We start from the raw sequence: 17,657 nt of genomic DNA on the forward strand, positions 1-17,657 counted from the left end.
TTTATAAAATGTAAGTGATCATGCATTTGGTTAAGGCAGACCATTGGGGATGTTGCCCATGATCAGGCCGGGATTGTCAGATTCGCCCACGCCAGGTGTCGGTTTTTCCGGCAGCAAGCTCAGCACACGGTCATAGTTGCGGCGTGTGCCCCAGTGATTGTTATCTGCTTTCAGGGCGCTTTTGTAAGAGGTCATGGCCTGCGTCAGCAGGTATTCCACTTCATCGCGCGTGTTATTGTCGTTGCCGCCGGTGACCTGGATCGCCTTGAGGAAAAACATATTGCCTATGTTATGCAGGATGGCTGCACGTTGTACAGGCGTGGTGCCGTCAATCAGTTTGGCAAACAGCAAAGTGGCTTCTTTATAGCGTTCGTTTTTTGCCAGCCAGTAGGCCACGGCATATTTGGCCTCAAAACTTTGCTGGTCGGTTTGCGGCGTTTTCGCGGAGGTGACAGCTTCATTAAATGCTCTGGCCTGTTGTATGCGTTGCCAGGTGTAAGCCATGGTGGCTGTGGCAGCCACGGCCACCACGATCAGGCCGATGACCAGTTTTTTTACGCTGAGCGCCATGTGTTGATCTCCAGATATTTAACTGCCAGCAGGAAGGCAATCATGACGATCGCAATCCAGTAACACACGTTGGTGTAATCATGGCCGGGGATTTTTTCCATATATTGAATCGGTTTTTTTTCTTTGCTGTTGATGTCGGCAATCGCTGTTTCCAGTGACTTCGGATCAGAAGCTTCATAAGCATTGAACGGCGTGCGCAGGGTCTGGAAATATTGGTACAACAATACTTCTGTCGGCATATGGCCGTCATAACCGCTTGCTGTGTATTTCGGGTCGAAAATAGTGATGCCGCCTGGCTGGCGCAGCACGATCCAGTACAAACCTATGTTGTAGCGTTGCAGCCAGTCACGCAGTTTTTGCTGCACCATATCACTGACGCGCCCGGCGCCATCAGAGATCAGGATGATCGCGCGTGAGCCTGAGTCAGGCACATCTTTAAACAATTCCACCGCACTGGTCAAACCGCCACCAATATTCGTCTGGAACAGGGAGTTGCCAGCTGTTGCCTGCACCGCAGAGAGCACAGCATCTTTGTTCTCGGTCAGAGGCAACACATACATGGCCGAGTTACTGAAGGTGATGACGCCCATCATGTCATTGCGGCGGCCTTTAATAAAGTTGGTAATGATACGCGCGGCTGCGACGGATTTGGTTTCGCCGATATGGCCATCTTTATCGCCGACAAAAGCATCATCCATACTGGCACTGCGGTCCAGCACCAGGCCGATCTGGGCGCCTATGCCGGTACGCAATGCTTTCTGTTCCAGCGTGTGCGGCCCTGCCAGCCCTAAAATCACAAACAGGATGCTGAGTGCTGCCAATGCTTTCAGTAACAGGCCTATGATGCTAGACAAAGGATCTGGCGGCAGCAAGCCTATCCAGGAGTAATGTTTGCTGTGGGAGCGTTCCAGAAGCAATGGCAACAATGCCAGCGGTAACGCCCACAATACCCAGGGGTGAGTGAATGCCATGATGCTATTTCGCCCCTGATTGCAAATTAGGACTCAAGTCAGCTTGCAGGTCTGGTGTCAGGCCACGTTCGCAATCGCGCATATGGCGGCAAAATGTGCGTAGCCATTGCTTGGCAGGCATGCCTAATTCCAGCGAGGTTTTGGCATCAAAAAATACCTGGCGGGAGAGGTGGAAGAAACGGTCAATCTCTGGCCTCGCGGGTTGGTAGGCGGGTTTTTCCTGTATAAATTGCTCTACGTTATTGCCGAATACGCTGTGTCCTGCCACTTGCTGCATGGCCTGGTGTACCACGCCTATGGCTTGTTTCAGGCCTTCTTCATTGTCAGGCAGTTTGCCTACTTTGCGATAAGCCTTGGCAAAAGCGCCACCCATGCGGGGCAGCCAGGTATTGGCGCCCAGAATATAAAGCAAGCCAAGCAGGCTGAGAGCCAGCACGCCTGCCGCGATTTTTAATACCTGTTCTTCTTTGACCGTGCTCAGTGTGAAAGGCGGAATCAGCGGGCTCATCTCACTCTTGAGATTGACTTCACCGTAGACTGACAGCGGTGAAGTCCTGAAATTAAACGAGGGAAAGCGTAACTGACGCAGTTCGGTTTTGCCGTTATGGCGCAGCTTGACGATCTCGCCGCGCAGGATGGCTGGTTTTACTACTCGACCTGATTTGAATACCTGGTAAACCAAATGGATGGTATGCACACTGCGGTCTGAGAATGTTTCATCTTCCACACTGATGCCAGTCAGCTCAACGCCTGACACCTGGCCGCGATAGCGGTGTTCATAGCCCACGATCGGTAATGATTCGCGGATCAACTCGTAAGGTTTTTTCACAGTCAGGATAATAGTTCTTTCCAGCTTGTCCCCAACCACATAGCCGGCATCACGGGTCGGATTGATTTCCTTGACCCTGACAAATTTATTATCCACGTTAGGCAAAGTCACATCGGCACTTGCGGGCAATGTGGCCGAGACCAGCATAGCCAGGAACAAGCAGGTGAACAGGGTTTTAGGCGCTTTCATCAATCGCATTCCTCAGACAGTCACGTATTGATGGAAATAGTCGGACAGCAGGTCTGCGTCAAACGTGTCTTCCACAAAAAATGGCTGCATATCAAATTTCATAAATATATCTTCGATGGCCTTGCGTCTGGCAGCAAAGGTATCCAGTATCCGTTGCCGGTAAGACGCACGCAGGAACAGGGTACGGCGCTCACCTGTTTCCGGGTCGTTAATGCTGGTGATGCCAAACTCCGGCAGGTCTTTATATTCGGTGCTGTTCCATAACACCACCGGCACGATGTGGTGGCGTAGCATTAGCAACAGGGTTTCTTCCAGGTGTTCCAGCGGCATATGGAAGTCGGAAACCAGGAAAATCAATGCGCGTTCACGTGGCAGCAGGCGGGCACTATGGATCAATGCCCCGGCACCTACTTCACTCGGCAAATGATTTTCCAGGCGATCAGCCAGTTCCAGCATGCTGTGTGGCCTGGCGGATAAGGTACTCAGCCACTCATCCCTGAGTTCATCATCAAAACCGACAAAGGCCACCGGATCGCCGTTACGGGTCGCTGATTGCGCCACTGAACGCGTGATTTCCGCTGCCGTGGTCAGTTTGGTATGCGGCACACCATATTGCATGGACCCTGACAGGTCACACATGACAAACACCGGTGTTGCGCTTTTCTGGTTGAAAATGCGCACATATACCTGTTCCATCGGGTCGCGTATGGTTTGGCGGATATCAATGCGGCGCGGGTCGGGATATGACAGCAGTGTGGTATGACCACGAAACTCCATGCCCATGCCGCGCTGGTTACTTTTATGGCGACCAGGTCGGCGGGAGCGTGAGCGCCAGCTGATGTGGTAGCTGAATTCCTTGATGTAATCCATAGGATATGCGGTCAGTTCAGTCGTGCATTAAGGCGCAGAGACAGCATTGATAATGCCGGACAGCATTTCACGCGCGATTTCCGTACGGCGCATTTCGTATACCGGGCTGAATACCAGGCGGTGGGCAATGGTTTCATGGAATACGGCATGGATATCCTCAGGGACTACCGCATCACGTTCATTTAACCAGGCATTGACGCGGGCAGCACGCAGCAGCATACCCATACCGCGAGGGCTGGCGCCGGACAACACCAGGCGTTTCATATCCACATTGGATACCTTGATGCCATAAGCCAGCGGGTCTTTAGTGGCTAACCACAGATTTAACGCGTACTTGCGCAGGGCAGGGCTGGCAGAAATATTTTCCTGTATGACTTTGGCAAAGCTGTTGAGCTGATCAAATTTCAGTACATCGGCTTCGACATTGCTGATCAGTTGGTCTACATCATGAAAGCGGGTATCAAAAATCAGCGATTCCATAATGTCGTGCGCAGGTGGCACTAAAATCGGGATTTCCATCATGAAGCGGTCACGTGCCGCGGATGGGATATCAAAGGTTTCTTCTCTTTCCACCTGGTTACGGTCCGCGAATACCAGCATATGCGGGAAGTAATGTTCTTTGTTAAACGCAGTCAGCGTACGTTCCGCCATCACACGCAACATCAGGGAGTGCACTTGCGGGCGGGCACGGTTGATTTCGTTAAAAAAGAAGATCGACAAATCCTGACCAGACATCAGCAACGGACCCGGGCTCACATGCGGCTTACCATCTTCACCCAGGTAAGTGTGGTAGACCAGATCATTCGGCATCAGGTCAATCGTGCCTTCGATCCGTTGGTAACCACCACCAATACCGCGGGTAAAGGCACGCAGCAGCGTCGTTTTACCTACACCGACATCACCCTCAAGCAATACATGGCCTCGTGCAAATACTGCAGTCGTAATCAACCGCACCGGGCTTTCCTGACCGACCACCACTTTATTGACTTCTGATTCAAGTTTTAACGCGTGTACTCGCCAATCGGCTAGTTGTTGATCATGCATTGCTGATTTCCTGACGTAATATAATTTTTTGAAAGTTAATTGTAACTAAATTGTAATTTCTTAACAGGCATTTGTCGCAGATTATCGCCCAAACCCTGATAAAACGATAATTTCTAATATGTAAAATTCCGTAACAATTTAGGGAATCTTACCTAGATTTTATTCAAAAGTATACAGGTCTGTATATTTATGGGCTGACAAAAAGCTTTGACTAAACGCGATTTCCGGCGAAAATATTGTTTTTATCCGAAAAATTAAAATTACATGTCTGGAAAAAGCAGTTTCAGTAAAGAAGAACTATTGGCCTGTGGCCGGGGTGAGATGTTCGGTGAAGGCAATGCACAGCTGCCTTTGCCACCAATGTTGATGTTTGACCGGATCGTTAAAATATCTGATGAAGGTGGTAGATACGGGCAGGGCGAGATCATTGCAGAACTGGATATCAGCCCCGATTTATGGTTTTTCCAATGCCACTTTACCGGTGACCCGGTCATGCCTGGCTGTTTGGGCCTGGATGCCATGTGGCAACTGGTAGGGTTTTTCCTTGGCTGGAAAGGTGGCCTTGGACGTGGTCGCGCACTGGGGTCAGGTGAAGTCAAATTTACCGGCCAGGTATTGCCTACCGCTAAAATGATTCGTTACCACATTGATTTGAAACGTGTGATCATGCGTAAATTAGTGATGGGTATTGCAGACGCACGCATGGAAATTGATGGCCGTGAGATTTATAATGCCCATGATTTGCGTGTTGGCCTGTTTACCACCACAGACAATTTCTAGAAGTCGTTATAGTGTTGAAATCTATAGTTCTGAAATCTATAGTGTTGAAGTCTAAGGAGGCGCAATGCGTCGCGTAGTGATTACAGGATTTGGTATCGTATCAAGTCTTGGTAATAACAAGCAGGAAGTGCTGGACAGCCTGAAAGCAGGCCGTTCAGGCATTACCTATCAACCGGAATATGCCGAGCGTGGTCTGCGTTCGCATGTGGCTGGCTCTATCAAAAATCTGGATGTCGAGGCGCTGATAGATCGCAAATTGTTGCGCTTTATGGCCAAAGGGCACGCCTATGCCTGGCTGGCGATGCAGGAAGCGATTGCCGATGCCAAACTGCCGGAAGACCTGGTTTCCAATGTACGCACCGGCCTGATTGTCGGGGCGGGTGGTACTTCTACAGAGAGCATGCTGGAAGGCACCGATACACTGGCTGAAAAAGGCATACGCCGTGTCGGCCCTTATATGGTGACCAAAACCATGAGCAGCGGCATTGTGGCGTGCCTGGCAACTGGCGCTAAAATCAAAGGTGTCAATTACGGCATCAGCTCCGCCTGTTCTACCAGTGCACACTGTATCGGTGCTGGCGTGGAGCAGATCCAGCTGAATAAACAGGACATTGTGTTTGCCGGTGGCGGTGAAGAAGAGCACTGGACCATGAGCTACCTGTTTGATGCCATGGGTGCACTCTCCAGCAAATATAACGAAACCCCTGACAAGGCTTCGCGTACTTATGATGCTGACCGTGACGGATTTGTGATTTCCGGTGGTGGCGGCATCGTCGTGCTTGAAGAGTACGAGCATGCCAAAGCCCGCGGCGCACACATCTATGCTGAAGTGGTTGGTTATGGTGCAACGTCGGATGGTTATGACATGGTCGCACCAAGCGGTGAAGGCGCTGTTCGCTGCATGCAGCAGGCGCTGCAAGGTATCGATATCAACGAGATTGATTACATCAATACCCATGGCACCAGCACACCGGTAGGCGACACCAAAGAGCTTGAGGCTATCCGCACAGTATTTGGCGATAGCAAGGCTGCCATCGCTTCGACCAAATCCTTGTCTGGTCATGCGTTAGGTGCAGCGGGCGTCAATGAAGCGATTTATACCTTGCTGATGATGCAACACGGGTTTATTGCGGCTTCTGCCAATATTGATAACCTGGATCCGGCAGCGGAAGGCTTGAATATTGTGCGTGAGCCGATCACTTCGACCAAAGTAGAGACTGCGTTGTCGAACAGCTTTGGTTTTGGTGGCACTAACGCCACATTGACACTGTCCACCAAAAATCTCTAGGCATCAGTCAGCATCATCAAAAGTGTGTTCCTGGAATCAGGAGCACACTTTTATTTTTTTTAGCGCAGCATTTTAAATGCCTGAGGATTTGCTTAACAGCCGCTGCTGTCTATGGTGACGGATAATACTGAAGGGTTTGAAGGTGCAGAAGTGATGCTGTATTCCAGCTTGCAATGATTTTCGTCATGCGCACCGGCCAGGAAGTAAGTGGCACGGTTGGTATCAGAAAGTGCCGGTTGAATGGTAAATCTGCCAGGCATCATCAATTGGTCTAATCCTGCCGCGCCATTAGGTGCCAAACCCACCGGATATCTGCCGGTGAATAAAATGGGTTTGCCTTCAATCGTCGTTGAAGACGTTGTCTGGTATTGATCGATATCGCATTGCGGATCAGAGATGCACATGCCTTTCGCCATGGTGGCGACTGACAATACTGTGGCTTTGAATGACTGCAGTGATGCCAGTCTTGCCTGTGAATCTGTTTTCGACATGCGTGCGTAAGCAGTGACTGCCAGCACTGACATGATCAGCATGACAATCACCAGTTCGACTAAAGTGAAGCCATAATTGGTCGTATGATTTTTACGCATCGCGCGGTATATTACCGCAGCCAGATGAAGCGAATGTCAATTTTTGATGAATGTTGCAAGTGTTAATGAAGGCTTACAAATGCGTCTTTTTAAAACCATTTTTTCAGCGCTGGTAGTCGTCCTGTTGCTGAGTCAGTGTGCCACCATGATGGGTGAACGTACGGTCAGCATGAGTGCCAGCCAGATTCAGCAAAAGCTGAACAGCAAGCTGGCAAAACCGTTCACGGTGATGAGGGTATTTCATGTGCAGCTTTCCAATGCGCTGGTCACGCTAGACCCCGCCTCGGGCAGAATTCATACCACCATGGATGCCAACATCGGCAGCGACCTGTTGGCCAACTCGGCCACCGGTAAAGCAAGTTTGTCAGGATTGCTTAAATTTGATGCGGCCCGTCATGCGGTAATACTGGATCAGCCTGCGATTGATGCGATTCAGCTGGATGGGGCCAATAGCGAATGGAATGGCATGCTGCAAAAAATGGCAAGAGAGATAGGCAGTAAGTGGTTGAATCAACTGGTATTGTACGAGGTAAAGCCGGAAGAGCTGGTCTATGGCGGCGCGCACTACCAGCCGACTGACTTGCGCGTCACCGCCGACGAAGTGCAAGTGACCTTGAAGCCGCAATAATTAAAGCCGCTTAGGCTGTCATCAAATGTTTTTCCAGCAATAGCGCAGCCACCACTTTACGGCCTTCTGCGGTCAGGATATTGAATGTGCGGCAAGCCGCTGCGGTGGTCATGCATTCCACCCCGATATGTGCATTTAAAAAAGACTGCAGATGCTTGGGGTGCACAAAGCGTTGTTTGTCTCCGGTACCCAAGAGCACAACTTCAGGCTTGAATGCCAGGATCGCCTCCAGTGCCTGCGCACCCAGGCTTTCCCAGTCGCCGCTAAACCAGTCGGTACTCAGGGCATCGTCACTGATGATCAGCGGCTGCGCATATGGCTGGTGATTGATGGTAATCGCCTGGCTATCCACGCCATTGATCTGGTATTGCTGATCGCTTTTATGCAGGTGTAATTTCATGCGTCGTGCTCATCTCTAAACATTCAAAAATAAAACATTCAATCTCTCTTGCAAGACCATGATCTGATCATGTCGTTCATTGATGAAGCAAGGGTTTGCAGGTAGAATGAAAGTTTTACTTTAAGAGCTTAACACACGCTAAATGTGTTTGTTAACAGTGTATGCAGCCAGTCAATAAATCCAATAAACTCAGCAACGTTTGCTATGACATCCGCGGCCCCGTTTTGCAACGTGCGCGCCAGATGGAAGAGGACGGGCAACGCATTATCAAGCTGAATATCGGCAACCCGATGCCATTCGGTTTCAACGCACCTGAAGAAATTGTGCAGGACGTGATCCATAACATGGACCAGGCTTCCGGCTACACCGACTCCAAAGGCCTGTTTGCGGCGCGTAAAGCCATCATGCATTACACCCAGCAAAAAAATATTGAAGGGGTGACCATAGACGACATCATCATTGGTAACGGCGTGTCTGAGCTGATTGTGATGGCGATGCAGGGCCTGCTCAATAATGGTGACCAGGTATTGATCCCGATGCCGGATTATCCATTGTGGACAGCGGCAGTGAATCTGGCTGGCGGCAGTGCGCGTCATTATATCTGTGATGAGAAATCAGGCTGGTTGCCAGACCTGAAGGATATCGAAAACAAGATCACTGCCAACACCAAGGGCATTGTCATTATTAACCCTAACAATCCGACTGGCGCGCTGTATCCTCAAGAGATTCTGGAAGGCATTATCGAGATTGCGCGTCACCATGGCCTGGTTATTTTCGCCGATGAGATTTACGACAAGGTGTTGTACGACGGTAACACGCATACTTCAATTGCCTCGCTGGCGGATGATGTATTGTTCGTGACGTTTAACGGGTTATCCAAAAACTATCGCGCCTGTGGCTATCGTTCGGGCTGGATGATTATCTCTGGTGACAAAAAACCTGCCAAGGATTACATCGAAGGCCTGAATATGCTGGCCTCGATGCGGTTATGCGCCAATGTGCCAGGGCAGTTGGCGATCCAAACTGCATTGGGCGGCTACCAGAGTATCAATGACCTGGTGGCACCCAGCGGACGTTTATGCAAGCAGCGTGACCTGGCTTATGACATGTTGACCGCCTTACCCGGTGTCAGCTGTGTCAAGCCGCAAGCGGCCATGTACCTGTTCCCCAGGCTGGATCCTAAAATCTATCCTATCCAGGATGACCAGCAATTTATTCTGGATTTATTGCTGGAAGAAAAAGTATTGCTGGTACAAGGCACCGGCTTTAACTGGCCTTCACCTGACCATTTCAGGGTGGTGTTTTTACCCAATGTCGATGACCTGACAGAGGCGATGACCCGCATAGGCCGTTACCTGGACGGCTACCGCAAGAAACATGCAAAGTAGCGCGTGCCACAGCGTGTTACTGATTCATTTTAAAGTGTGACTAAGTTATAGAATGTGAATATGAAAGAATTAAAAGTAGGTTTGTTAGGTATCGGCACTGTAGGCGGCGGCACATACACTGTGATTACGCGTAACCAGTCAGAGATTGCACGCCGTATTGGCGGCAATATCCGTATTGTGCAGGTAGCAGACCGTAATCTTGAATTGGCCAGGCAAATCACTGGCGGCCAGGTGAATGTGACTGATGATGCTTTTGCAGTAGTGAATAACCCTGAAGTGGATGTCGTGGTCGAGCTCATCGGTGGCTATACCATCGCCAAAGAACTGGTGTTAAAAGCGATCGCCAATGGCAAACATGTGGTCACAGCCAACAAGGCTTTACTAGCAGTGCACGGCAACGAGATTTTTAAAGCAGCGGCTGAAAAGGGCGTGATTGTTGCATTTGAAGCAGCGGTTGCGGGTGGTATTCCTATCATCAAGGCACTGCGTGAAGGCTTGAGTGCCAATAAAATCGAATGGGTGGCCGGTATTATCAACGGCACGACCAACTTCATCCTGACCGAGATGCGCGACAAAGGCCTGGCCTTTGCCGATGTGCTCAAAGAAGCGCAGCGTTTGGGTTATGCGGAAGCGGACCCGACCTTTGATGTTGAAGGCATTGATGCTGCACATAAGCTGACTATTATGGCCAGCATTGCCTTTGGCACGCCCATGCAGTTTGAGCAGGCTTACACCGAAGGCATTACCAAACTGACCAGCCAGGATATCCGGTATGCGCAAGAGTTAGGTTATAGAATCAAGTTGTTGGGCATCAGCAAAAAGACAGAAGCTGGTGTGGAGTTGCGTGTACATCCAACCCTGATTCCTGAAAAACGCCTGATCGCCAACGTTGATGGCGCCATGAATGCCGTGGTAGTGAAGGGCGATGCTGTTGGACCAACCTTGTACTACGGTGCCGGTGCAGGTGCAGAGCCGACGGCCAGTGCAGTCGTTGCTGACCTGGTGGATATTGCCCGCCTGCAAGGCACTAGCGCTGAACAACGCGTGGCTTTCCTCGGCTATCAGCTGGATCAGCAGCAGGCTTTGCCGGTATTGCCGATCGCTGATGTGCATTCTGGTTACTACCTGCGCTTGCGTGCGTCTGACAAGCCGGGCGTGATGGCAGATGTGACCAAGATTCTGGCAGACCTGAAAATCTCCATTGATGCCATGCTCCAAAAAGAGCCGGAAGAAGGTGAGGCCGAGGCTGATATCATCATCCTGACGCATACCACGCAGGAAAAAATCATGGATGCCGCCATTGCCAAGATCGAGGCGTTGCCCGCCATTGACGGTGCATTGACCAAAATCCGTCTGGAAACATTGTCCCGCTAACGATTGCCATGCTGATTGCGGAATAATTTCTGGATCGGCGCTAATACATCAGGTTAAATGGAATGAAATATATCAGTACCCGCGGACAATCGCCCGCTTTGAGTTTTAGTGAAATATTATTGGGCGGCCTGGCGCCGGATGGCGGCCTGTATCTGCCTGAGCAATACTCGCAATTCAGCGATGCTGACCTGACCGCCATGCGCGGTATGAATTACCGCGAGCTGGCATTTGCCATATTGTCTCGCCTGGTGGATAACAGCGATATTCCGCACGCTGACCTTAAAACCATTATCGACAAGACTTACCGGGCAGAAGTATATGAATATGCACGTGCCGGTCAGTCTGCCGAAGACATCACGCCTACGCTAAAGCTGGAAGACAATTTGTACCTGTTGAGCCTGTCCAATGGGCCAACCCTGGCCTTTAAAGACATGGCCATGCAATTGCTGGGCAATTTGTTCGAATATGTACTGACCAAAACCGGCCAGACCACCAATATCCTGGGTGCAACCTCAGGTGATACCGGCTCTGCCGCGGAATATGCCATGCGTGGCAAAAAAGGCGTGCGGGTGTTTATGCTGTCGCCATACCAGAAGATGAGCCGTTTCCAGACTGCACAAATGTTCAGCCTGCAAGATGACAATATCTTTAATATTGCCGTGAAAGGCGTATTTGACGATGCGCAGGATATCGTCAAAGCCGTGTCTAACGACCACACTTTCAAGGCGCAATATAAAATCGGTGCCGTTAACTCTATCAACTGGGGACGCATTGCTGCGCAAATCGTTTATTACTTCAAAGGTTACCTGGCGGTCACTGCCAATAATAGCCAGAAAGTCAGCTTTACCGTGCCTAGCGGCAACTTTGGTAATGTCTGTGCCGGGCATATCGCGCGCATGATGGGTTTGCCGGTAGATCAATTGATCGTCGCGACCAATGAAAACGACGTGCTGGATGAATTCTTCAAGACTGGTGTGTATGCCCCGCGCGGCGCGGCCAATACCTACCATACGTCCAGCCCATCCATGGATATCAGTAAAGCCTCTAATTTCGAGCGCTTTGTGTATGACCTGGTAGGGCAGGATAGCGCCAGGGTGCGCGAGTTATGGACCGCTGTCGATCATGGCGGCAAGTTTGACTTGAATGCAGATGGCTACTTTGACCAAGTGAAAGATTTTGGTTTTATTTCAGGTAGCAGTAACCATACTAACCGCCTGCAAGTCATCCGTGCAACCAAAGAAAAATATGGCGTCACCATTGATACGCATACGGCCGATGGCCTGAAAGTCGCGCTGGAAAAACGCAATCCGCACGTGCCCATGCTGGTGCTGGAAACGGCTTTGCCTGCCAAGTTTGAAGATGCGATCGTCGAAGCGCTGGGTGAAAAGCCTGAACGTCCGGACAGCCTGCATGGCCTGGAAGACTTGCCGCAGAAATCCACCGTCATGGATGCCAGCGTTGATGCCATCAAAGCCTTTATAGTCGCTAACACTTAATCAGGAGCCCGTACATGCAACAGTATCATGACCTGCTTAACCATGTGCTTGCACACGGGCACAAGAAAACCGACCGTACCGGCACCGGCACGATTTCGGTATTTGGCTACCAGATGCGTTTCAATCTGGCAGAAGGCTTCCCCTTACTGACCACCAAAAAAGTCCATTTGAAATCCATTATTCATGAGTTGCTCTGGTTTTTAAAAGGCAGTACCAATATTGCCTATTTAAAAGAAAACGGCGTGAAAATCTGGGATGAATGGGCAGATGCTGAAGGTAACCTCGGCCCGGTGTATGGTTATCAATGGCGTAACTGGCCAAAACCTGACGGCACTCATATTGACCAGATCACTCAGGTCGTCAATCAGATCAAGAAAACACCTGATTCGCGTCGTTTGATCGTGTCTGCCTGGAATGTCGCCGATGTGGACCAGATGAAATTGCCGCCTTGTCATGCATTCTTCCAGTTTTATGTGGCAGATGGCAAGTTGAGCTGCCAGCTGTATCAGCGCAGCGCAGATATATTCCTTGGTGTGCCATTCAACATAGCATCCTATGCGCTTCTGACCATGATGGTGGCACAGGTCTGTGATCTGGAATTGGGCGATTTTGTGCATACGCTGGGTGATGCGCATATCTACAACAACCACATGGAGCAGGTGAAGGAGCAGTTGTCGCGTTCTGAACGCGCCTTACCCGCCATGCGTATTAACCCTGAAGTAAAAGATATTTTTGATTTCCGTTTTGAGGATTTCATGCTGGAAGGTTATGATCCACATCCGGCCATCAAGGCGCCAGTCGCCGTATAGTCCAGTGGCTAAAATGATTGACAAGTGGCTATTTCTAGCCATTTTGTTAACAAGATGTAATTTTTGCAACAAAATAAGCTGTTTTTGATATCCTTTTTCGCGTTATGTATCGTGATGCAAGAGTCCCTAGCTTGTGCATCGCACCTCAATCATGACATTTAACAAGGAGATCAAAATGCAAATAAAAGTGTCACTTATCACTGCCGCGCTGTGCGGTGTATTGTCCGGTCAGGCATTTGCTGACCACGAAACCATCAAGCCAAAAGCCTACGATAGCCTGGGCAAGTGCGTAAAGGCAGCCTTATCCAAGCATGACGGCAAAATCGTTAAACTGGAAGCCAAATCAGAGCGCAAGCAATTAGTATACGAGTTTGACGTGCAATCTAACGATGGCAAAGCATGGGATATCGAGTGCAATGCCAAAACTGGCAAGGTCACTGAAGTAGAAGAAGAAGTGACTGCTGATGACGAAAGATTCAAGGCATTAGCCAAAGTATCTGAAGAAGATGCGAAAGCAACTGCACTGGCTGCACATCCAGGTAAAGTAGTTGAAACAGAGTATGAGCTTGAGCCAGACGGTAAAGCATCTTACGAGTTTGATATTCTGGAAGCTGATAACGAAGAAGTGAAAGTGGAAGTTGATGCGACCACTGGTAAAATCGTTGAAACCAGCTACGAAGTCTACCAAATCGGCCAAGAGTAATAACTTATTTGAATTGCCAGCTTTTAAGCCGGCATTCATGTCAGTCAAAAGGCACCGCATGCGCGGTGCCTTTTTTGCATGAGATCAATATGCAAGTTAGGGAGCGTCTACCCCGATAGGAGCAAGTTTGCAGTTGCTCATATCGGTCCTAGTGATAGTTCACTCCCTGTCTGATAAATAGCATTTTACATGCCAGGCTGAAGCCGCTTTTTAAGCGCATGATTGAAAAAACGTTTTTTTGTGTCAATGGGAAATTTTCCCGAATTATTGGTGGTTTATTACAACCGATTGGTTGTATTTTTGCCTTTTTACAACCAGTTAGTTCTTGTCTGGATCAAGCAGCCTGCAAAAAGCGATGTATTCCCGTCAGCAGCTTTTTATATTCACCGCGTTTGATCAGCTCACTTTGCGCCAGCATATTCAGTAAGGAAGCTTGCTGGTGCTGCTCATTCAATGCGCCCAGGAAAGCGCTGGAGAGGTTTTCGTTGCTGGCGACATAGCAAAGGTTAAAAGTATCGCAAAAGTCGCCGTACAAGCTTCCCAGCATCAGGCTTCTGGCATATTTGCTGGCTAATGGCGGCGGGCTTTCCTGGCTCAGTGGAAAGCTGCTGCGCTGGTCATCAATCAGCAACAGGCGATAGTCAGCCAGTTTTTGCGCCAGCAAAGCCTGATCCGCCACATAATTCTGGTTATTGAACAGGGCAGAAGTGTTGCACCATAAGGCGGATACCGGATAGTTGATGCAATATTTCTCGATCTGTTCGGCAAAAATGGATGCCTTGTTGCCTGCGGTTTCCGCCATTTTAATCACATGAATCCCCTGTTTTTGCAGGAGAGTAACCAGTGTTTGGCTGATAGTATGGTCTACCAGTAGTAAACCGTCTTCAGGGCTGAGGCTGTGGAGCACCGCATGTTGGAGCGCGAGCCAACTGCCGCAGGCAATATGGTCAGGCGATACCAGGAAGCGTTTTTCATGCGCTAACAAGTTTGCCAGCATATGCTTTAGGTTAAACAGGCCGGTCGCATCGTAATCATGCGTTTGCAATTTGTGCATATGCAATGCAGCGCGCCTGATATGATGCAGGCTGGTTTTCTGGATCAGGGTGTGGATACTATGGGAGTTAAGGTCTGCCTGTGGCCTAGGCAAGGCAGCTGCATGGCTATCAAAATCAGGTGACACCGCCGTAGATGCGTCTTTGGCACGCGCGGTTAACGTGACAAAGGTGCCGCGCTTGGGCTGGGTATAAATCAGCCCCAGTGCTGATAATTCTTCATAGACACGGGAAACCGTTTTACGGTTGATGCCAAGACGTTGCGCAATATCGCGCGAGCTGGGGAGGGCGCTGCCGCCCAGCCACGATCCGCCTTCGATCATGGTGCGGAAATGGACTATCAATTGCTGATGGATAGAGGCAGCAGCTTCTTTATCTAATACCAGGGAATAATGCCAGGGTCTGAGCACGGCCAGTGTTTGCCTTCATTCTTATCAAGTAAAAACGCGATACCCTCTTGAAGAAGGTGCCGCAATTACCTGAAGATCACACTAGGACGTGTCCTCCAATGCAGGCATGATACAAAAGAAATGCAATTCAACAAAGTTTTCGGAAAAATTCCTTGTCTGGCCCATGAATAAAACCCGAAACTGGCTGGCTGTCATCACGCCTTATCTATATTACAGTTACAACCGCTTAATAAAGTGATACATCTGTAACAGGATGAGTAACAGCACTGGAAGCCTAGTCCGGTAGCAAACTAAGCGTCGCGTATATGTTTTTACGTTTATTCAATATTTTTACAATATTGCTACATGTGATTTATCTCCGGAGATATAACTATGATGAAAATCAAAACTGCTTTTGGCGTAGCTGCCAGCGTAGCAATTGCCTTGCCAGTACTGGCTTTTGCCGCTGCTGACCAGGAAGCCGCTATGAAAGACCCGAATAACTGGGCACATCCACGCGGTCAACACAATAACCAGGGCTACAGCAGCCTGGCACAAATCAACAAAGGTAATATCAAAAACCTGAAAGCTGCCTGGACATTCGCTACCGGTGTTAACCGTGGCCACGAAGGTTCTCCAGTCGTTGTAGGCAATATGATGTACCTGGTATCTGCTTTCCCGAACAACATTTATGCGCTGGATCTGAACGATAACCAGAAAATCGTCTGGTCCTATTTCCCAAAACAAGACCCTAGCGTTCAGGCTGTTTTGTGCTGTGATAACGTGACACGTGGCCTGGGTTTTGGCGACGGTAAAATCTTCCTGCAACAGAACGACGGTATGCTGGTTGCTTTAGATGCTAAAGACGGCAAAAAAATCTGGGAAGTGAAAAACACTGATCCAAAAGTTGGCGCGACTAATACTAACGCACCACACGTGATCAAAGACAAAGTCTTGACCGGCTGTTCAGGTGCTGAATTCGGCGTACGTTGCTTTATCGCTGCATACAACCTGAAAGATGGTTCATTGGCATGGAAAGCCTACTCAACAGGCCCGGATGCTGAAACATTGCACGACGCAAACACCAACAAAGACAATCCGTTGTATAACGCGCTTTCCGTTTACCAGGACGTAAACGGTGGTAACAAAGAAGGCGGTTCATTCAAGCGTCTTGAAGCCTCACAAATCAAAGGTGGTGAAAAAGAACTGGGTACACGTACCTGGCTGAAACCACAGGCGATCAAAGATGGCTGGCAACATGGTGGCGGTTCCGTATGGGGCTGGTGGCCATATGATGCCAAAACAAACCTGGTTTACTACGGTGCTGGTAACCCATCTGTGTGGAACCCGGACGTACGTCCAGGCGACAACAAATGGTCTATGACAGTGACTGCTCGTGACCTGGACACAGGTGTAGCCAAGTGGGCGATGCAAATGACACCACACGATGAGTGGGACTATGATGGCGTGAACGAAGTCATCCTGTTCGACAAAGGTGGCAAAACATACGCATGGCACCATGACCGTAACGGTTTCGCATACACATGGAATGCAAACACCGGTTCTTTGATTGCTGCTGAAAAAGTACACCCGTTTGTTAACTGGGCTGCTGATGTAGACCTGAAAACTGGCGTACCAAGCAAAGATGGCCGTTATTCAACTCACCAGGACTACAACGCTAAAGGTATCTGCCCGGCTGCGTTGGGTACTAAAGACCAGCAGCCAGCTGCTTACTCACCAAAAACCGGTTTGATGTATTCTCCACTGAACCATGTGTGTATGACATACGAACCAGTTGAGTCTAAATATGTTGCTGGTCAACCATGGGTTGGTGCTACATTGACTATGTTTGCTGGTCCTGACGGCGTGATGGGTGGCTTTGCTGCTTATGACCCAATGACCAACAAAAAAGTCTGGTACAACAAAGAGAAATTCTCCGCATGGAGTGGTGCGCTGACAACTGCAACTGACCTGGTGTTCTACGGTACCCTGGACCGCTGGTTCAAAGCCGTTGATGCCAAATCTGGTAAAGAACTGTGGAAATTCCAGGTGGGTTCAGGTGCGATCGGTAACGCATTCACCTACGGTAACAAAGGCAAACAATACGTTGGTATCTTCTCAGGTATCGGTGGTTGGGCTGGCGTGGCGATGAACTTGGGTATGACAAGTGACACCGATGCACTGGGTGCTGCTGGTGGTTACAAAGAGTTGACCAAGTACAACGCTGCTCCTGGCGGCGGTGCACTGAACGTGTTTGCACTGTAATTTGAGATTTATCTCAGAGTTA

General features: G+C 49.5%; 17 protein-coding genes. 9 read left to right on the forward strand and 8 right to left on the reverse strand.

Annotation, left to right across the window (positions count from 1 at the left end):
- Window positions 1-30 precede the first annotated feature (30 nt).
- From ACFQ2T_RS00920 to ACFQ2T_RS00940, 5 genes are read right to left on the reverse strand one after another with little or no spacing between them, the layout of a single operon-like run.
- Window positions 31-570, reverse strand: coding sequence for a hypothetical protein (locus ACFQ2T_RS00920; RefSeq protein WP_379029236.1), 540 nt, complete (start codon window positions 568-570; stop codon window positions 31-33).
- The gene (locus ACFQ2T_RS00925) at window positions 555-1,541 is read right to left on the reverse strand and encodes a vWA domain-containing protein (RefSeq protein ID WP_379029238.1); all 987 of its coding nucleotides are present in this window, start codon (window positions 1,539-1,541) and stop codon (window positions 555-557) included. Before ACFQ2T_RS00925 ends, ACFQ2T_RS00920 begins: the two co-directional genes overlap by 16 nt.
- Before the next feature lie 4 nt (window positions 1,542-1,545).
- Entirely contained in the window at window positions 1,546-2,559 is a 1,014-nt protein-coding gene (locus ACFQ2T_RS00930) for a hypothetical protein (RefSeq protein WP_379029241.1), read from the reverse strand.
- A 12-nt stretch (window positions 2,560-2,571) separates the two neighbouring features.
- Window positions 2,572-3,429 (reverse strand): DUF58 domain-containing protein, encoded by an 858-nt coding sequence (locus ACFQ2T_RS00935; RefSeq protein ID WP_379029244.1) that lies wholly within the window; start codon window positions 3,427-3,429, stop codon window positions 2,572-2,574.
- 27 nt (window positions 3,430-3,456) lie between these two features.
- Entirely contained in the window at window positions 3,457-4,473 is a 1,017-nt protein-coding gene (locus ACFQ2T_RS00940) for an AAA family ATPase (RefSeq protein WP_379029247.1), read from the reverse strand.
- A gap of 264 nt (window positions 4,474-4,737) precedes the next feature.
- Here ACFQ2T_RS00940 and fabA point away from each other — a divergent pair, with 264 nt between their 5' ends.
- Both fabA and fabB read left to right on the forward strand, forming a co-directional pair.
- Window positions 4,738-5,253, forward strand: coding sequence for a 3-hydroxyacyl-[acyl-carrier-protein] dehydratase FabA (fabA, locus tag ACFQ2T_RS00945; RefSeq protein ID WP_379029250.1), 516 nt, complete (start codon window positions 4,738-4,740; stop codon window positions 5,251-5,253).
- A 64-nt stretch (window positions 5,254-5,317) separates the two neighbouring features.
- Window positions 5,318-6,541 (forward strand): beta-ketoacyl-ACP synthase I, encoded by a 1,224-nt coding sequence (fabB, locus tag ACFQ2T_RS00950; RefSeq protein ID WP_379029253.1) that lies wholly within the window; start codon window positions 5,318-5,320, stop codon window positions 6,539-6,541.
- Between the two features lie 92 nt (window positions 6,542-6,633).
- Here the strand turns inward: fabB and ACFQ2T_RS00955 are convergent, their stop codons facing one another.
- Complete coding sequence (locus ACFQ2T_RS00955; protein ID WP_379029255.1) at window positions 6,634-7,131, reverse strand: Tfp pilus assembly protein FimT/FimU; 498 nt, start codon at window positions 7,129-7,131, stop codon at window positions 6,634-6,636.
- Window positions 7,132-7,210: 79 nt separating this feature from the next.
- On the opposite strand from ACFQ2T_RS00955, the gene ACFQ2T_RS00960 reads away from it, so the two are divergent.
- Window positions 7,211-7,759, forward strand: coding sequence for a DUF1439 domain-containing protein (locus ACFQ2T_RS00960; RefSeq protein ID WP_379029258.1), 549 nt, complete (start codon window positions 7,211-7,213; stop codon window positions 7,757-7,759).
- A 10-nt stretch (window positions 7,760-7,769) separates the two neighbouring features.
- Here ACFQ2T_RS00960 and ACFQ2T_RS00965 read toward each other — a convergent pair whose 3' ends face one another.
- A complete protein-coding gene (locus ACFQ2T_RS00965; protein ID WP_379029261.1) occupies window positions 7,770-8,159 on the reverse strand; it encodes an Mth938-like domain-containing protein in 390 nt (129 codons plus the stop codon).
- Window positions 8,160-8,320: 161 nt separating this feature from the next.
- Here ACFQ2T_RS00965 and ACFQ2T_RS00970 point away from each other — a divergent pair, with 161 nt between their 5' ends.
- From ACFQ2T_RS00970 to ACFQ2T_RS00990, 5 genes are all read left to right on the forward strand, one after another.
- Window positions 8,321-9,547 carry a pyridoxal phosphate-dependent aminotransferase gene (locus tag ACFQ2T_RS00970; RefSeq protein ID WP_379029264.1) on the forward strand — a complete coding sequence of 409 codons (1,227 nt, stop codon included), beginning with the start codon at window positions 8,321-8,323 and terminating at the stop codon, window positions 9,545-9,547.
- Window positions 9,548-9,607: 60 nt separating this feature from the next.
- The gene (locus tag ACFQ2T_RS00975) at window positions 9,608-10,921 is read left to right on the forward strand and encodes a homoserine dehydrogenase (RefSeq protein ID WP_379029267.1); all 1,314 of its coding nucleotides are present in this window, start codon (window positions 9,608-9,610) and stop codon (window positions 10,919-10,921) included.
- A 62-nt stretch (window positions 10,922-10,983) separates the two neighbouring features.
- Window positions 10,984-12,417, forward strand: a complete 1,434-nt coding sequence (gene thrC, locus ACFQ2T_RS00980; protein ID WP_379029270.1) for a threonine synthase — start codon at window positions 10,984-10,986, stop codon at window positions 12,415-12,417.
- Between the two features lie 14 nt (window positions 12,418-12,431).
- Window positions 12,432-13,226 carry a thymidylate synthase gene (locus ACFQ2T_RS00985; protein WP_379029273.1) on the forward strand — a complete coding sequence of 265 codons (795 nt, stop codon included), beginning with the start codon at window positions 12,432-12,434 and terminating at the stop codon, window positions 13,224-13,226.
- A 175-nt stretch (window positions 13,227-13,401) separates the two neighbouring features.
- The gene (locus ACFQ2T_RS00990) at window positions 13,402-13,929 is read left to right on the forward strand and encodes a PepSY domain-containing protein (protein ID WP_379029275.1); all 528 of its coding nucleotides are present in this window, start codon (window positions 13,402-13,404) and stop codon (window positions 13,927-13,929) included.
- Between the two features lie 334 nt (window positions 13,930-14,263).
- On the opposite strand, the gene ACFQ2T_RS00995 is transcribed toward ACFQ2T_RS00990, so the two are convergent.
- Window positions 14,264-15,391: a GntR family transcriptional regulator gene (locus ACFQ2T_RS00995; protein WP_379029278.1), complete on the reverse strand. Its 1,128-nt coding sequence runs from the start codon at window positions 15,389-15,391 to the stop codon at window positions 14,264-14,266.
- A gap of 372 nt (window positions 15,392-15,763) precedes the next feature.
- Between ACFQ2T_RS00995 and ACFQ2T_RS01000 the strand changes: the two genes are divergently transcribed.
- The gene (locus ACFQ2T_RS01000; RefSeq protein ID WP_379029281.1) at window positions 15,764-17,635 is read left to right on the forward strand and encodes a PQQ-dependent dehydrogenase, methanol/ethanol family; all 1,872 of its coding nucleotides are present in this window, start codon (window positions 15,764-15,766) and stop codon (window positions 17,633-17,635) included.
- The last annotated feature ends 22 nt before the right edge of the window (window positions 17,636-17,657 follow it).

It is taken from the genome of Methylophilus flavus (genome assembly GCF_042678905.1).
Classification (GTDB): Bacteria; Pseudomonadota; Gammaproteobacteria; order Burkholderiales; family Methylophilaceae; genus Methylophilus; species Methylophilus flavus.

What these genes read in the sequence shown, in the direction of transcription:
- ACFQ2T_RS00920 (WP_379029236.1), bottom strand. Translation starts at nt 570, where the DNA reads ATGGCGCTCAGCGTAAAAAAACTGGTCATCGGCCTGATCGTGGTGGCC.
- ACFQ2T_RS00925 (WP_379029238.1), bottom strand. Translation starts at nt 1,541, where the DNA reads ATGGCATTCACTCACCCCTGGGTATTGTGGGCGTTACCGCTGGCATTG.
- ACFQ2T_RS00930 (WP_379029241.1), bottom strand. Translation starts at nt 2,559, where the DNA reads ATGAAAGCGCCTAAAACCCTGTTCACCTGCTTGTTCCTGGCTATGCTG.
- ACFQ2T_RS00935 (WP_379029244.1), bottom strand. Translation starts at nt 3,429, where the DNA reads ATGGATTACATCAAGGAATTCAGCTACCACATCAGCTGGCGCTCACGC.
- ACFQ2T_RS00940 (WP_379029247.1), bottom strand. Translation starts at nt 4,473, where the DNA reads ATGCATGATCAACAACTAGCCGATTGGCGAGTACACGCGTTAAAACTT.
- fabA (WP_379029250.1), top strand. Translation starts at nt 4,738, where the DNA reads ATGTCTGGAAAAAGCAGTTTCAGTAAAGAAGAACTATTGGCCTGTGGC.
- fabB (WP_379029253.1), top strand. Translation starts at nt 5,318, where the DNA reads ATGCGTCGCGTAGTGATTACAGGATTTGGTATCGTATCAAGTCTTGGT.
- ACFQ2T_RS00955 (WP_379029255.1), bottom strand. Translation starts at nt 7,131, where the DNA reads ATGCGTAAAAATCATACGACCAATTATGGCTTCACTTTAGTCGAACTG.
- ACFQ2T_RS00960 (WP_379029258.1), top strand. Translation starts at nt 7,211, where the DNA reads ATGCGTCTTTTTAAAACCATTTTTTCAGCGCTGGTAGTCGTCCTGTTG.
- ACFQ2T_RS00965 (WP_379029261.1), bottom strand. Translation starts at nt 8,159, where the DNA reads ATGAAATTACACCTGCATAAAAGCGATCAGCAATACCAGATCAATGGC.
- ACFQ2T_RS00970 (WP_379029264.1), top strand. Translation starts at nt 8,321, where the DNA reads ATGCAGCCAGTCAATAAATCCAATAAACTCAGCAACGTTTGCTATGAC.
- ACFQ2T_RS00975 (WP_379029267.1), top strand. Translation starts at nt 9,608, where the DNA reads ATGAAAGAATTAAAAGTAGGTTTGTTAGGTATCGGCACTGTAGGCGGC.
- thrC (WP_379029270.1), top strand. Translation starts at nt 10,984, where the DNA reads ATGAAATATATCAGTACCCGCGGACAATCGCCCGCTTTGAGTTTTAGT.
- ACFQ2T_RS00985 (WP_379029273.1), top strand. Translation starts at nt 12,432, where the DNA reads ATGCAACAGTATCATGACCTGCTTAACCATGTGCTTGCACACGGGCAC.
- ACFQ2T_RS00990 (WP_379029275.1), top strand. Translation starts at nt 13,402, where the DNA reads ATGCAAATAAAAGTGTCACTTATCACTGCCGCGCTGTGCGGTGTATTG.
- ACFQ2T_RS01000 (WP_379029281.1), top strand. Translation starts at nt 15,764, where the DNA reads ATGATGAAAATCAAAACTGCTTTTGGCGTAGCTGCCAGCGTAGCAATT.